This is a genomic window from Archangium minus, assembly GCF_044360475.1.
GTDB classification, from domain to species: Bacteria; Myxococcota; Myxococcia; order Myxococcales; family Myxococcaceae; genus Archangium; species Archangium minus.
Genome location: NZ_CP043494.1, coordinates 1,207,444 through 1,221,835 on the forward strand (window position 1 = coordinate 1,207,444; position 14,392 = coordinate 1,221,835).

Annotated in this window: 13 protein-coding genes and 1 pseudogene; 9 read left to right on the forward strand and 5 right to left on the reverse strand. The window is 66.6% G+C overall.

The genetic code is table 11. The features are described 5' to 3' along the window. Nucleotide 1 precedes the first annotated feature (1 nt). Entirely contained in the window at nucleotides 2-976 is a 975-nt protein-coding gene (locus F0U60_RS05110) for a lytic polysaccharide monooxygenase (RefSeq protein WP_395814729.1), read from the reverse strand. A gap of 213 nt (nucleotides 977-1,189) precedes the next feature. Between F0U60_RS05110 and F0U60_RS05115 the strand changes: the two genes are divergently transcribed. Further along, a complete protein-coding gene (locus F0U60_RS05115; protein WP_395814732.1) occupies nucleotides 1,190-1,483 on the forward strand; it encodes a cupin domain-containing protein in 294 nt (97 codons plus the stop codon). 327 nt (nucleotides 1,484-1,810) lie between these two features. Here F0U60_RS05115 and tnpC read toward each other — a convergent pair whose 3' ends face one another. From tnpC to tnpA, 3 genes are read right to left on the reverse strand one after another with little or no spacing between them, the layout of a single operon-like run. Then, entirely contained in the window at nucleotides 1,811-3,481 is a 1,671-nt protein-coding gene (gene tnpC / locus F0U60_RS05120; protein WP_395806806.1) for an IS66 family transposase, read from the reverse strand. A 36-nt stretch (nucleotides 3,482-3,517) separates the two neighbouring features. Beyond that, entirely contained in the window at nucleotides 3,518-3,889 is a 372-nt protein-coding gene (gene tnpB / locus F0U60_RS05125; RefSeq protein WP_395804316.1) for an IS66 family insertion sequence element accessory protein TnpB, read from the reverse strand. Next, nucleotides 3,883-4,260, reverse strand: a complete 378-nt coding sequence (gene tnpA / locus F0U60_RS05130) for an IS66 family insertion sequence element accessory protein TnpA (RefSeq protein ID WP_395804314.1) — start codon at nucleotides 4,258-4,260, stop codon at nucleotides 3,883-3,885. Before tnpA ends, tnpB begins: the two co-directional genes overlap by 7 nt. A gap of 306 nt (nucleotides 4,261-4,566) precedes the next feature. Here tnpA and F0U60_RS05135 point away from each other — a divergent pair, with 306 nt between their 5' ends. From F0U60_RS05135 to F0U60_RS05160, 6 genes and pseudogenes are all read left to right on the forward strand, one after another. After that, nucleotides 4,567-5,973, forward strand: coding sequence for an amidase (locus tag F0U60_RS05135; protein WP_395814736.1), 1,407 nt, complete (start codon nucleotides 4,567-4,569; stop codon nucleotides 5,971-5,973). Between the two features lie 164 nt (nucleotides 5,974-6,137). Beyond that, entirely contained in the window at nucleotides 6,138-7,466 is a 1,329-nt protein-coding gene (locus tag F0U60_RS05140; RefSeq protein ID WP_395814739.1) for a carboxypeptidase-like regulatory domain-containing protein, read from the forward strand. A 610-nt stretch (nucleotides 7,467-8,076) separates the two neighbouring features. After that, nucleotides 8,077-9,375 (forward strand): serine hydrolase, encoded by a 1,299-nt coding sequence (locus tag F0U60_RS05145; RefSeq protein WP_395814742.1) that lies wholly within the window; start codon nucleotides 8,077-8,079, stop codon nucleotides 9,373-9,375. A gap of 226 nt (nucleotides 9,376-9,601) precedes the next feature. After that, nucleotides 9,602-11,038, forward strand: coding sequence for a hypothetical protein (locus F0U60_RS05150; protein ID WP_395814745.1), 1,437 nt, complete (start codon nucleotides 9,602-9,604; stop codon nucleotides 11,036-11,038). Beyond that, nucleotides 11,032-11,385 (forward strand): annotated as a pseudogene (locus F0U60_RS05155) (DUF2019 domain-containing protein); the annotation flags it as partial. The gene F0U60_RS05150 and the pseudogene F0U60_RS05155, both read left to right, overlap by 7 nt. A 215-nt stretch (nucleotides 11,386-11,600) precedes the next feature. Continuing rightward, a complete protein-coding gene (locus F0U60_RS05160; protein ID WP_395814747.1) occupies nucleotides 11,601-11,888 on the forward strand; it encodes a barstar family protein in 288 nt (95 codons plus the stop codon). A 31-nt stretch (nucleotides 11,889-11,919) separates the two neighbouring features. Here F0U60_RS05160 and F0U60_RS05165 read toward each other — a convergent pair whose 3' ends face one another. Next, nucleotides 11,920-12,609 carry an ArsR/SmtB family transcription factor gene (locus F0U60_RS05165; RefSeq protein WP_395814750.1) on the reverse strand — a complete coding sequence of 230 codons (690 nt, stop codon included), beginning with the start codon at nucleotides 12,607-12,609 and terminating at the stop codon, nucleotides 11,920-11,922. A gap of 122 nt (nucleotides 12,610-12,731) precedes the next feature. On the opposite strand from F0U60_RS05165, the gene F0U60_RS05170 reads away from it, so the two are divergent. After that, nucleotides 12,732-13,931: a cytochrome P450 gene (locus F0U60_RS05170; RefSeq protein WP_395814753.1), complete on the forward strand. Its 1,200-nt coding sequence runs from the start codon at nucleotides 12,732-12,734 to the stop codon at nucleotides 13,929-13,931. Beyond that, nucleotides 13,928-14,260: an antibiotic biosynthesis monooxygenase family protein gene (locus F0U60_RS05175; RefSeq protein ID WP_395814756.1), complete on the forward strand. Its 333-nt coding sequence runs from the start codon at nucleotides 13,928-13,930 to the stop codon at nucleotides 14,258-14,260. Before F0U60_RS05170 ends, F0U60_RS05175 begins: the two co-directional genes overlap by 4 nt. Nucleotides 14,261-14,392: the final 132 nt, after the last annotated feature.

Below are 14,392 nucleotides of genomic sequence, written 5' to 3' on the forward strand. Positions count from 1 at the left end.
CCTAGCGCGAGGGCTTGCTGTTCACCGGCTTCTCGATGTCGATCTGGATGCGATACCCCGCGTCTCGGACATAGACGCTGTTGCCCTGGTTTGCCTCGAGGGGAGCGATCTGTCCCCCGGCTTCGAGGGCGCCCACCCGGACATACCGGGACTGCGCGTTGACCTGCCGCGCCAGACGCGCGAGCCAACGGGCCGCCGGGCTCACCTCTTCCTCCAAGCGCAGCTCGTGGCGCTCCACGTCCCGGCCCTCGCTGTCGAACACCCGGAAGACCACCTTGCTCCCGGCGCGCAAGTCCTCCCGGACCTGCACCGGCTCCAGCTCCTTCCAGTCGGATGCCGCGAGGCTGGCGTTCCCGAAGTCCACATCAATGCAGGCGTAGAACGCCTCCGGGCTGTCTGAGCGTTGCCAGATGTTGTAGATGACGTGCCGGCCCCTCTTCCCCGTGGGGAATGGACAACTCATCGTGTAGCGGTTGTTCTGGAGGGTAACGCTCGTGATGGTGCAGAACGGCGCCGGTTCGAGATCCGACCACTTCAGCGGCTGCAGCGGATTGTAGCCGTCCCGCGTCACGTAGAACTGGAAGTACCGGCCCGCATGGGGCGCGGTCGCGTGATAGACGAACTCGAACCGGCCACTCGAGTTCGGAGCGATCAGCTTCGCCGGCCAGTCGTTCCTGGCCAGGTCCAGCGACTTGTGTGACTCATTGGCCGCGCTGCACAGCTTGCCGTCTGGGATGATCTCCCGGTGCCGGTCATTGGCATTTCCCTGCCTGACACCATTCCAATCATAGAAGGCCTGCGTGCCGCCGTAGGCGATCGCCGCCTTGCAGGCCGCGGACTTGGGCGTCTCCGGCCCTTCTTTGTAGCAGTTGTACACACGGCTGATGGGAATCTCCATGGAGCCGTGCGCGAACGATTGACCACCGGACAGCACGGACAGCAGGACCAGGGACGGCGCGATGAATGGCTTCCTCATGCGGACGGACCTCTCTCCCTTCAGGGTGGAATTCACCGTAAAGGAGTCCGCGGCTCGGATTTTCGGGTCACCCCTGGATTTAAAAGAGCTCGTACCTGAGGCCTTGTGTGGGCACACCGGACTTCGCCTGTTAGAAAAGGTCCTACCCGTGTTGCAAGAGCCCTTTCCCGCCTGGGAAAGATAGAGAACATGTGCAGAAAGCGGTGAGACGTGATGGCAGTGAATCTACATGCGTTCGCGGCGAGCCTGCCTGAGGCATGGCGCTCTCGCGTGCTCGGCCAGGTCGGGCCGGCGCGGATCAAGGTCTTGCGGATGGATGCGCTGGCCTACGAAGAGGAGATCCATGACTACAACGAGGCGCTGTTGGTGCTGGACGGCGTGATGGCGCTGACCGTGCGTGGTGAGCCCGTCAACGTGCGCGCTGGTGAGCTCTATCTGGTCGAAGCCGGCACACCGCATGCCGTGGCGCAGGGAAGCCACGGCACGCTGGTGATTGTGGATGTCTGAGCTCACCGGCCCGCCAGTCCCTGCCTCCGTAGCCATACCAGGACACCACCGCCGCCACCTGGATGCCTCGCTGCCCGGCCTGGTCGATGACCCACTCGACGTGCTCCCAGTAGTCGTAGCCGCTCGCATCCGAGGGGTCCGTCGTGGCCACCGAGGTGATGGCCGGTGACGCCGGGTTCATGCCGTTGAAGGACTCGGCGCTCCCGTGGCCGTGACGAGGGAGCGCTGGTCCGCGCTGTATCCACTCGGCAGAGCGGTGCAGGGGGGCGGCGCAGATGTGATAACGGGTGCGCCGCCCGCCGGTCTGCCGACGGGGATGGGCGGTGCTCAGGTCGCGGCAGAAGAGGTGGAGGGCGTCTGCGAGGCAGCCGCGCGCGCGGCCTTCCACATGGGCGGCAGCAGTTCCTCGAGACGGCGCTGCGGCCAGCCCTGGGCGAGCTTCTCCAGCACGTCAGCCAGGTACGCCCACGGCTCCACCCCGGCCAGCACGCACGTGGCCACCAGCGTGTACACGCACGCGGCGCGCTCGGCTCCCGCGTCGCTGCCGGCGAAAAGGTAGTTCTTCCTGCCGACGGCAATCTCCCGCAGCCGCAGCTCCGAGGCGTTGTTGTGCAGCGGCAGGCGCGCGTCCTCCATGAAGCGCGTCAGCGACTTCCACTGGTTGATGGCGTAGCGGCACGCCCGTGCCAGCGGACTCTTCGGCGGCTCCCGGTTGTAGACTTCGGCCATCCAGCGCCCCAGTTGCTCCGTGACAGCGCGTGAGAGCGTGTCACGCCTGCGCAGCCGCTCGGTCTCCTCCACCTGCTGCTCGTCGGCTTCGCGCTCCACCTCGAAGAGCCGGCCGATGAGAGAGAGCGGCAGCGCCGCTCGTGTGTCACCGGCGTCCAAGGCCTCGACGAAGTAGCGACGGGCATGGCTCCAGCACCCCACCTCCACCGCGGTGGCGCCCTGGCGGGTAAACAGCTTGTCGTAGCCCTTGTACCCGTCCACCAGCAGCCAGCCCTCACGCTTGTCCAGGAAGGACAGGGGCCCTTCTTCCTTCCAGTCCGGCGTGTAGACGAAGGCCGCCCAGGTGGTGTCCCCCAAGTACACCCACATGTGCCCGCGCTTGAGTCCGTTGGGGTGCTCTCTGTCGAGCACCTTCAGGTGCGTATCGTCGCTCTGCAGCACGTGCGAGGCCAGCGCCCGTTGGGCCACCTCCCGGGCCAGCGGCTGGAGGGTGTCGGCGCCCGCGGCCACCCAGTCCGAGAGCGTCGAGGTACGCAGCTGCACGCCATGGCGCGCGTAGATGCCGCTCAGCCGGTGCAGCGGCAGGTGGTCCTTGAATTTGGAGACGAGGACGTGGGCCACCAGGCCCGGTCCGGGCAATCCCCCCTCAATCACCCTGTCGGCGGGAGGCGCCACCACCAGCCCGTCACCACACGGCCGGCAGGCGTACTTGGGCCGTACCTCCTCAATCACCTTGAAGTGGCCAGGCACCCACTCCAATGTCTCACTCTTCTCCTGGCCACAGCACGTCTTGTCCCGCCCGCATGCCTCGCACCGCAGCGCCTCGGGCGGGGGCTGGTGGACGCGCTGCTCGCGCGGCAGGCTGGAGGGCAGCGGGCGGCGCCCGTGCCCCTTGCGCTCCTTCTTTCGCGATTCCTTGTGGGGTGGCTTGGAGGGCGGCGTGGAGCCCGCCGCGACGCCTGCGTCCCCGGCCTGGGGCGGCGCCGCCTCTTGGGCCCCGGCGTTCTGCTGGCCCAGTTGCTCCAGGAACAGCGACAGTTGCTCGGCGGAGAGCTTCTCGCTTTGGCGGCCAAACCGCTGGCGCAGCGCCTTGCGCAGCCGCAACTCCAACTCGGTGTTCTTCTCCACCAATTGCGAGAGCAGGCCCACCACCAGCTCAATCACCTGCTCGTCCTGGCCCTCGGCCAGCAGCGTGCGCAGCAGCGCCGCCACGCCGTGTACGTCCGTCGTCTTCTTGCCGGGAGCCGCGCCGCTCATGTCCCGGGACATGAGCCATGACCCGGACCCAGGACGCAAGAGGTATTCTCAAGCAACCGACTTCTCAGGTGGGGGCTGCCAGCGAGGCCGGCGGACACTGGCCTTCAAATCAATCCCCTCCAGCAGCAGGGTGAGCTCCACCGCTTCCAGGATGACGGCGCCCGTGTCCTCCGGTAGCGGGCGCGGCAGGCGGAAGCTGCCCTTCTCCAGGCGCTTGGAGAAGAGGCAGAAGCCACCGGAGTGCCACCACAACACCTTCACCATGTCGCGCGTGCGGTTGAAGAAGACGAAGAGGTGTCCACTCAGCGGGTCCTCTCGCAGGACCTGTCGTGCCAGCAAGGACAGCCCGTCGAAGGACTTGCGCATGTCCACCGGCTGGCTCGCCAGGTGGATGCGCACCGAGGAGGGTAGTGTCAGCATGCTTCCTCCAGCGCCCTCACCAGCCGCGCCAGCGCGTGCGCGTCGAAGCCCGGCTCCACTCGGATGCGCCGGCCCCTGGCCAGTAGCACCTCCATGCTGGCTGTGCTCGGTGCCCCACGTGCTTCTGGCGAGGGCGGCGCCGTGACGTGCACCGGGACGAACGAGAGCGCCGGGCCCGCCTCCCCGGCCCGCCGCTTCTTCCACCACCTCAGCCGCTGTGGCGTAAGCCCATGGCGGCGGGCGAACTCCGCCACCGACAGCCCGCTCGCCTCGTAGGCCTCCAGCACCGCCTGCGCTTCGGCCTCCGTCCAGTAGTTGCTTGCCGCCGCCCTCGCCAGCGTTGCGTCCACTCTTTCCGTGTTGCGTCCCATGTCTACACCTCCTGGAACGCGACGCTGAACGGCTCCTCCCTCACGCGGAAGGTGTGGTCCACCGAGCGCTTACTCCGCGCTCGCCTTGAGGGGGTAGTCCGCCAGGGTGAGCGGATTCGCAGCGAGGGCGGCTTCCGGCCCCCCTGACGTGGCTGTTTCCGGTTCCTCCCCTTCAGGACCACTTGGTTTGGGTCCAAGGTAGTGGTGTGGGGCTGCCGCTGGATTCTGCCCGGGTAATATTGACGCCCTGTTTTACCCGGGTAATATTCGTCGAGAGAGGCACTGGCCGGCAAGGAGACGAATCTCGTGGCCACCGGATTGTGGAAGCGGAGTGCGGGGGAGCTTGCTGGCATGGTTGCGCGCGGAGAGTGCAGCGCGCTCGAAGTCGTGGACGACCACCTGCACCGGATCTCCGAGGTGAATCCCTCGGTCAACGCGGTCACGAACGTCCTCGCTGACTCCGCGCGTGAAGCGGCGAGAGCCGTCGATCGCCGGCGCGCCTCGGGTGAGGCACTCGGACCCCTGGCTGGAGTGCCCTTCACGACCAAGGAGAACCTTGACGTAGCGGGCTCGGCGACCACGCATGGGGTTCCCGCGCTGCGTCACGCCGTGGCGCCGCTCGATGCGCCCGTGGTGCAGCGGCTGCGCGAGGCGGGTGCCATCCCCCTGGCTCGCACCAACCTGCCGGACCTCTCGCTTCGCATGCACACGCGCAGCCAGCTCTACGGTGACACCGTGAACCCCTGGGACCCGAGTCTCTCGCCAGGTGGGTCGAGCGGAGGGGAGGGGGTTGCGCTCGCGACGGGGATGTCGCCCCTCGGTCTGGGGAATGACGCGGGTGGCTCGGTGCGCCTGCCTGCGCTGCTGGGCGGCGTGGCCGCGCTCAAGCCGAGCTACGGGCGGTTCCCGGGCGACCGCAGCATCGGGCCGCGTGACCTGACGCTGTGCTCCCAGGTGATTCCGGTGGACGGACCGCTCGCGCGCACCGTCGCGGACCTGCGCATCGCCTGCCAGGTGCTCGCGGGCCCGGATCCTCGCGACCCGCGAGCGGTGCCGGCCCCTCTGGAGGGACCGCCGCTCGTGCGCCCGCTCCGCGTCGCCATGACAGCCGACCCGGGCGGGCTCGGCGTTCACCCGGATGTACGCGCCGCGGTGGAGCTGGCCGCGGCTGCGCTCCGTGACGCCGGGTACGTGGTCGATGAAGTGGATGTGCCAAGGCTCGCCGAGACCGTCGACGCGTACGGGCACATGATCATGACCGAGTTCAACCTGAGCTGGCCGATGCTCGAGCGGCTACTGGCTCCGGATGGCCGTCGCTATATCGAGCTCGCGATGGCGCTGCGTGGCCCCGTCGACCTCGCCGAGTACGTGCGGCTGACCTCGGTCCGGCAGGGACTTCAGCGAGACTGGGCACAATTCCTGGCTCGCTATCCCCTCGTGCTCGGACCGGTGTTCACGGAGCCGGCCGTGCCGGTGGGCTACGACACGCATGGGCTCGAGGAGCACGCTCGGTGCGCGAACGCTCTGCGGTTGTGTACCGCCACGAGCTTTGTCGGCGTGCCAGCGGTCGCTGTTCCCACACACTTTGCCGGTAAACTTCCGCAAGGCGTGCAAGTCATCGCCAGCTTCTACCGCGAGGATTTGTGCCTCGAAGCGGCCGCGGCCATTGAAGCACGGCTTGGCACCTTCGCGCCGGTCGACCCGCGCGCGTAGCCAGGAGGGCCACGTTTCACGGTCCTCCGTGTTGTGCTCGGGTCGACACCGCGACATGTGACGGACGCGTTCTCCCTGACCCTCTAGAGGAGAAGACGGTGTCACGCGTTGTCGGTACGCAATGTGCAAATCCTGAAGGCTCCCTCCTTCAGGAGAAACCCGACGTGAGACGCTCTGCCCTGCTGTTGTTGCCCACGACCCTGCTTGGCCTCGCCTGTGGCGAGGTGGAGACGACTTCGCCCTCCGCTGACGACACCCGCGTCGAGTCCGCCGCCCTCTCGGCGGTCTTCTCGGGGACGGTCGTGGACAGTCAGGGCGTGCCCGTCGTCGGCGCGCGCGTGACGGTGAATGGCATCACCCGCCTCACGAGCTCCACGGGGACTTATAGCCTCGCGGTCACCGAGTCGCTGGCGGGCTACCGGTTCGACATCCGCAAGGATGGCTACGCGCCGGTGAACGTATTCAAGACCGGAGGCGCGATCGCGCAGAAGCATGTGCTCGCGAAGTCTTTCACGAAGCTGATTGATCCGGCGATCAACAATGAGATTGTCGATCCATCATCGGGCATCCGGGTGCTGCTGCCCGCCAGCAGCCTCCAGACCTCGACGGGCGCGGTCGCCACGGGCCGCGTGTCGTTCTTCATCGCGCCGCACGGTCCGGACACGATGCCCGGCGACTTCAGCGCGAGGAATTCCGCCAATCAACTGGTCGCGCTCGAGACCGTGGGCGCGCTGACGCTGGCGGCGGTGGACGGCAATGGCAACACCTTGAGCCTGATCGCCGGGAAGACCCTGGACGTGCGGCTGCCCGTGCCCGCTGCGGTTGGAGGCGGGACGATGCCCGCCTGCGTGCTCAACGGAAGCTGCCGGGCCGCGATGTGGCGGTTCGATCCGCGCACCGGCCTGTGGGTGGAGCAGGCGGCGAATCCTCAATTCAATACCACGGGGACCTCGTTCCGGATCACCGGCATGCGCAAGGAGGCCATCGACCCCGCGGATGGTCTGGGAACCTGGAACGCGGACATCGAGACGGTCAACCCCGCCTGCACCATCATCAAGTTCGAGAACATCCCCCTGGATTGCTACAACCCTCCTCCCGGCTCTTCTCCCGAGCCGGGTCTCGAGGTGGCCTTCGAGCAGATGACCGTGAGTGGGACGCCCAAGTCGAAGGAGTCGAACGTACTCTCCAGTGCGACGTACATCGCGCTCGTCAACCTCCGGGCCAGCACCGACCTGAAGCTGTCCTTGGAGTTCCCGCCGGGCGCGCCCGCCTACTGCGCCGGCAACCTCACCATCACCTCGACGCCCGCGCCCGCCGCTGGCTCCGGGTTCCCCGCGTACTGGGCCACGGGCGGAGCCACGGAGTTCACCACGGGAGCGCTCACCTACACCGGCTACCCGAAGAACTCCGCGGGCAATGCCATCACCCTGGCCGACGTGGACGCGGGTGATCACCCCTGCGGCTCGGTCGTCGTCTTCGCGACGCACCCGTAGACAGGGGCCTCGGTACCCCGCGGGCGTTCACGCGCTCGCGGGGGGTCGTGCAGACGTTGTCCGGGTACAGGAGCTTCCGCCAGGACGCGCCGTCGAGAGGACGGGTTGACAACCTTGTCGAGCCTTGCTCAGTCTCCCCGCATGGGCGTCACAAGGGTGCCAACAATCCATTCGAGGCTGTGAAACGATGCGACTGCGCCTGGTGCTGTGGGTTTCGCTGCTGACACTGCATTTCTTGGCGATTTTCTTGGCGCCAGAGGCGATTGCTCCCGCGGTGGCCGGTTCGATTTATGCGCCGCTCATGGTCCTGCGGGCAGTGGGCCTCCCCGTCATCGCAGGGTCGGAGTCTGGTGGATGGGGAGATCCCTCGCTGCTTGGGTGGAGCGCGGTTGCTGTCTTCTGGGCAGCTGTGTGGTGGGGCGTGGTGTCGCTCGTGAGCCGCCTTGGAGGGCGAAGGCAAGGACCGGCTGCGCGAGGCCCTGCTGGCGGAGGTGAACGCGAATCCGCATGAAGTCGTGTGGGATTGACGCGATCTCATCAGCGAAAGGGGACCTCGATGAAGCGCATGCTCGCTGCTGTCGCCACCCTCTGTGCTGGAGCTGCACAGGCCATGACTGATGCCGAGTTGAAGTCCGTGGTCGAGCGGCGCCTGTCTGGAGACCGTACGGGCGCCTGCTTCGCCGTGGCAGTGATCGACGACGAGATCGCGCGTACCTACGTCTGTGCCAATGCGAAGGATGCCGGGCGTATCGACTCGAAAACCGCCTTCGAGCTGGGGTCGGTGACCAAGACCCTGACCGCCACGTTGTTCGCGGACTTGATGGCACAGGGCAAGGTCTCGCTTGAGGCCCCGCTGGCGAGCCTCCTGCCAAAGGGCACGAAGGTCCCGACGTTCCAGGGCAAGCCCATCCTCCTGAAGCACATCGTCACACACACCTCGGGGCTGCCGTCCCTCCCGTCGCGCCTGCCTCTGAAAGACCCAGCCAACCCCTACGCGGATCTCGACGAGAAGACGCTGCTGGAGTCGCTCGCCGATGTGAAGCTGGCGCAGGCACCGGGCAGTCGTTTCGAGTACTCCAACTTCGGGATGATGCTGCTCTCGGCGGGTATCGCGCGCCGGGCCGGTGTGGACTTCGAGACGCTGCTCGACCGCCGCCTCTTCACTCCGCTGGGCATGGAGGGCGCCTATGTCAACGAGCGCCCCGACACGGTTCGCGTCGCCACGGGCCACCTCCCGAACGGGCAGCCCACGAGTGCGTGGACCTTCGCCACGAACCTGGCGGGGGTGGGCGGCGTGCACGCCACGCTCGACGACATGGTGCGCTACGTCGAGGCTGGGCTTGGCAGGCGCAAGTCGTCCATCACTCCGGCGGTGCAGCGCACCCTGCGGCCCATCGAGACCCCGTCGGGTCAGCGCATGGGCATGAGCTGGATGCTGACCCCGCTGGGCGGACGCACCGTGCATGTGCACGAGGGGGGAACCGGAGGCTTCACCTCGCTCGTGGCCCTGGACGTCCAGCAGCGGCGCGGCGTCGTGGTGCTGTCGGATACGGCGCTGCTCTCGCTCAACGGACTGGGCAGCCTGGGCATGCACCTGCTCGATGCCTCCGTGCCTCCAGGCGAGCCACGCAAGGTGGTGGCCGCCGACCCGGCGCTGATGGACGCGCTGGTCGGTCACTATGAGCTCACGGGAGGGTTGAAGCTGCGGCTGGGCCGCAAGGGTAATGCCTTGGAGATCCAGGCAGAAGGTCAGCCCGCCTTCGAGCTGGGCTACGACAGTGCGGGAGACTTCTTCCCGCTCGCCTTCGATGCGGTGCTACGCCCGAAGCGCCTCGAGGGTGGCGGTTATGGCTTCACCTGGATTCAACTGGGCGCGGAGAGTGAAGCCCGCCGCGTAGATGCGCAGTGACCCAGGTGTGGACTGGCCGCTGCCGCCCCTCTATGCCGTGGTGAGTGCGAACGTGCGCTTCTGAGCGCTCACGAGACTCGGGCTACCGGGATGCGACACTCGGCTGCCCTTGTATCCTCAATCAGCGCCTCTCCGGACCCGATGGCTTGACCTGGTTGTCAGCCGCTCCCTGTAATCGATGGGTTTGGGCTCCCAGCTCGGGCGGCTCGCCAGGAGAGGTGTGGCAATGTCCAGGCAATCTGTCGGTATTCACCCCGTGGACTCACGGCGGCCCTTGCGCCTGGGTGCGCTGGCCTTGGCGGCGTTGATGCTGGTTACAGCGTGCGCCACGGGGGCTCCCGGCGCAGGGTCGACGGTTTCACGGTACCGTTCACTCGTGCCGCACGACTCGCCCGAAGCGGGGGCCCTGGAGTCGGAAGCGGACGACGAGGGCCGGGGAGAGGCTTTCTTGATCCGGTTGCCCACGGACTTCGCGCCGGTGCAGGTGAGTGACGCCGAGTTCTCGGCAGCCGTGGCAACGCTTTGGCTCGACACCCCGTTGCGGCTGGCCACGCCTCGTTCCCCGCAGTATGTCGGCCGTAGGCTGGTGTTGGCTTCCGTGTCTTTGAAGGGCGACGCTTGGCAATCAGACCTGGCTCGGTCCTATGGGCGTCATTGCGAGCGGCGCGGCACTCCGGGAGACTGCCTGACGCTGTTCGATGATGGACCTCATTTCCAGGATGACGATAAGCGCCGCCTTGCGCTTGCCCTGGCGGTGGGTCCTGCCCTGGAAGGCGTAGACGCGGAAGTGAGAGCCATGCTCAACCCTACACGGATGCTTACAATGATGAGCATTGGCATCACGGCCTATATGGCGTTGATATTGGCGCCGGTGCCCGAGCCTGTGACAAAGGGCGTTGCCCTGGTGTTCAGTGCCGCCTTGTGGGGTTATCTCGGGTGGGAATTCTTCGATTTGTTGCGGGCCTATGCGCGGCTTTACGAAGATGCGCCCCGGGCCTCTTCCTTCGCGGAGTTGCGCGAGATTGGCGAGCGTTTCGGACGTGTCATCGGTCCCAACAGTGTGCGGATTCTCGTGCTGGTAGGGACAGCGGCGATAGGTGGAACGGCGGCATTCGCCTCAAAGGCCCCGAAACTACCCGGATTCGCGCGAGCGTCGGAGAGGGGCGCGGAAAGTACCGGCTTGCGTCTGCTGGATGCGGCAACCGGAGCCGAGCGCGTCATTGTCTCGGTACCCGAGGGTACGATCCGCCTCGTCGTGGCGCCTCACGTTGTAGCCATGGCTGGCCGGAACGTTGGTGCTGGGAGTCCTGCGCCGAGTCGGGGTAGGCTCCTCCCCAACGGACATAGGGCGTGGGGATCGTACGGTGGTTTCAAGTCGGCCATGGGGTCAGCGGGCCCGGGAAAGGAGTGGCATCACCTCGTGGAGCAGACCCCAGGCAACGTGAAGCGGTTCGGGGGTGAGGCTCTGCACAATACGGAGAACGTCATCGCGCTAGACAAGGCTCTGCACACCGATGTGAGCCGCCTTTATTCTTCGATTCGTTGGCGGATTACCGGCTCTCACACCATGACGGTTCGACAGTGGCTTGGCACTCAGTCCTACGAGGCGCAGCGCGCTTTTGGTCTACTGGCAATGACCAATGTCAGGAATGGGGTATGGTAAAGAGTCTTGAAAAGCTCGTTGAGGAGTTCGCCTACCACGTACAGGCTCAAACCCAAGAGATCTTCAGGGGAGACGCGAAGACCGGAAACAAGCATGCGAAGAAGGCAGTTGCTGCGTTCCTGGAGTTGCGCTCTAGAGGTGATACGGGGCGGGACGCGCTCGCTGTGCTTTTCACGCATCCGAGTATGGACGTGCGGACGTCCGCGGCTGCGTTTCTGCTCCGTCATCGGACAGCAGAGGCCAAAGCGGTTCTAGAGGAGGCTGCAAAGGGACAGGGTCTGATTCCCTTTGAGGCTTCCGAGGCCTTGAAACGCTGGGCGGATGGCACCTGGGCTCTAGACCCTGATGATGATGATGAGCAGCCAGAGGCGCCCGGTTCGGCGTCGCCAGTCAAGCGCAGCCGACCACGCACGGGGCGCGCCGCGATTGCCAGACGAAGGGGCAGCAAGCGTGACAAACCTGATAGTTGAGCTCGAGCGGAGCGCGCCAGGCTCCGGCAGCCGAAGATATACTCGGACAGCGCCGAGCACACGCGATTAGGCTACTGCGCAGGAGAGACCGGATGTTGGTCGAGCTGGATGGGAGCCGAATCAAGTCGGAGCGGGACTTTCACGAGCAGCTCTCCAGGAAGCTGGATTTCGGGCCGTACTACGGCAGGAATCTGGATGCCTTGTGGGACAGACTCAGTGCGGACGTGGAACGGCCCGTGAAACTGGTCTGGAAGGACGCGGAGGTCTCGCGTCTGGCATTGGGGGCTGTCTTCGACCGGATTGTGAGTATCTTGCGGCGGGTCGAGGAGCAGGACAGGACGTTCGGGTTGGCGGAGCGCTTCGAGTTCGAGCTCCAGTAGAGCCAACTGTCTCGATGCGCAGTCTTCTGCTTTAGCGCTCCAGCGACACCCCGAGCCGCTCCTTCAGGGCCCGCTGCCCCTCGATGGTGACGGACACGATGCGGGAGTCATGGTGCCGGGAGACCCAGCCTTCCTCGGTCAGCTTCCGGGCGATGGCCGCTCCCAGCGCGCCGGCGAGGTGCTCCTGTCGCTCGCTCCAGTCAAGACACCGCGAGGCGAACTTACGGCGGCCTTGCTTCAGGGCGGGCATGTCGAGGCCGAATGACCGGAACCAGTTCTCTCCGGCTTGGGTGACGGAGAACGCGTCGCCCTCCGCTCGGAGGACACGGCGAGAGACGAGCGCTTCGGTGAGCCGGACGCCCAGCCGGCCCGCGAGGTGGTCGTAGCAGAATCGCGCCATGCGGATGGGGGCGTCGGGTTTCTCCTTGGGGGACCTGTCTGGGGCGGAGGGCGCCACGACCATCATCGCCTCCATCATCCGCGCGACATCCTCGGATGCGAGGTGGAAGTACTTGTGGCGACCTTGCGCTCGAGGGTGGACGAACCCGCTGGCCGTCAGCCGCTGCAGGTGCGCCGTAGCGGTCGCGGGCTCCACTCCTGCTCCATACGCCAGCTCCTTGGCCGTCAGGGCTCGGCCCTCCATGAGCAGGGTCAGCATGCGCAGGCGAGTCGGGTCACCCAGTGCTCGCGCGAGCGCGCCCAGGTCGGGTTCTTCCATCATGGTTCGACGGTAACCAAACTGTTCCCGCGAGACAACGCATCCCACTCCGATGACACTGGCGACGCTTCCGAGGCAGAGCGCTCTCCGCGACCTCTGCGGTTCGAGCCCTGGATCGCTGACCCATGACCCTTCCGCAATCCCCTGTCGCGGCGGTAACCCATCCCGAGCCCTATCCCTATTACGCACGCCTCGTGACGGACAGGCCCCTCTACCATGACCCGGAGCTGGGGCTCTGGGTGGCTTCGAGCGCGGAAGCAGTGATGGCCGTCCTCTCCCACGACGCCTGCCGGGTACGCCCGGTGTTGGAGCCGGTTCCTCGCGCGCTGCTCGGCTCGTCCGCCGCCGACATCTTCCGTCATCTGGTCCGCATGAATGACGGCGCCAGCCATTGCCCGCTCAAGCAGGCGGTGTCTGCCACGTTGGGGACGGTGGATGAAGCCCGAGCCCTGGAGCTGGGACGCAAGTGGGCCAGGCGGCTCTTCGAGGAGCTGGCTCCCGCGGCCCTTCCCGGAGGGCTGACCGACTTCGCCTTTCGCCTGTCCGTCCACGGCGTGGGGGAGCTGCTGGGAGTTCCGGAGGCGCACCTGCCACGAGTCGCGGACTGGATGAGCGACTTCGTCCGCTGCCTCGCGCCCGCGAGCAGTCCCGAGCAGGTCGAGCGGGGCAGGGTGGCCGCAGGCCAGCTGCTCGGCCTGTTCCGTGAGTGGCTCTCCGCTCGGAGTATCCTCCCGGAAGAGTCACTCTTGTCCGTCCTCGCACGGGAACTGGGGCACAGGAGCGGGGGCCAGGATGTCGGGGATGCCGTGGCGGCGAATGGAATTGGCCTGATGTCCCAGGCTTACGAGGCGGGAGCGGGGCTGTTCGGCAACACGCTGCGGGCCCTGGCCTGCCTCCCCGAGTGGCGCGAGCGCGTCTCCTCCGACCCGGGTCTGCTGGGCAACGTGATGCGGGAAGTCCTTCGGTATGACCCACCCATCCAGAACACTCGCCGCTTCGTTGTCCGGGACGATGTGGTCGCGGGCGAGCAGATGAAGGCGGGCGACGTGATTCTGGTCGTCCTCGCGGCGGCGAACCGGGACCCGCGGGTCCACCCGAATCCTGAGCGCTTCGACCCGTTCCGGCCGGACCGGGAGACGCTCTCCTTCGGTACCGGTGTCCATGCCTGTCCGGGTGAAGTACTCGCCCTGGCGTTCGCGAGGGCGGGCGTCGAACGTGTCCTGATGTCCCGCGCGCCGTTCGAGTCCCTGACGGGAGCGGTGACCTATCGCACCTCCGCCAACGCGCGGATTCCTCTCTTCGAGACTGGGAGTGCACGACTGTGATTGCCGTTATCTTCGAGGTCTGGCCACACGAAGCCCACCGGCAGGACTACCTGGACACCGCCGCCGACCTCCGGCCGTTGCTCGAGGGCGTGGAGGGCTTCATCTCCATCGAGCGGTTCACCAGTCTCAGCGAGCCGGGGAAGATCCTCTCCCTGTCCTTCTGGCGAGACGAGGAGGCCGTCGAGGCGTGGCGCACGCTGGAGGCGCACCGGGCCGCGCAGGCCCGGGGCCGAGGGGGACTGTTCCGGGACTATCGCCTCCGAGTGGCGGGCGTGCTCCGGGACTATGGTTTGCGCGAGCGGGAGCAGGCCCCCTCCGATTCCCGTTGATACCCCGAACGATTGAAGGCTCCGAGCGAGCCCTCGGTCCGGATGGCGAAGACACGGGAGTATTTCGGCAGCGGCGCGTCGGCCTACAGGGGCGTTCTGGTGTCACGGGAAGTAGCCCGGGCGCTGGCGGAG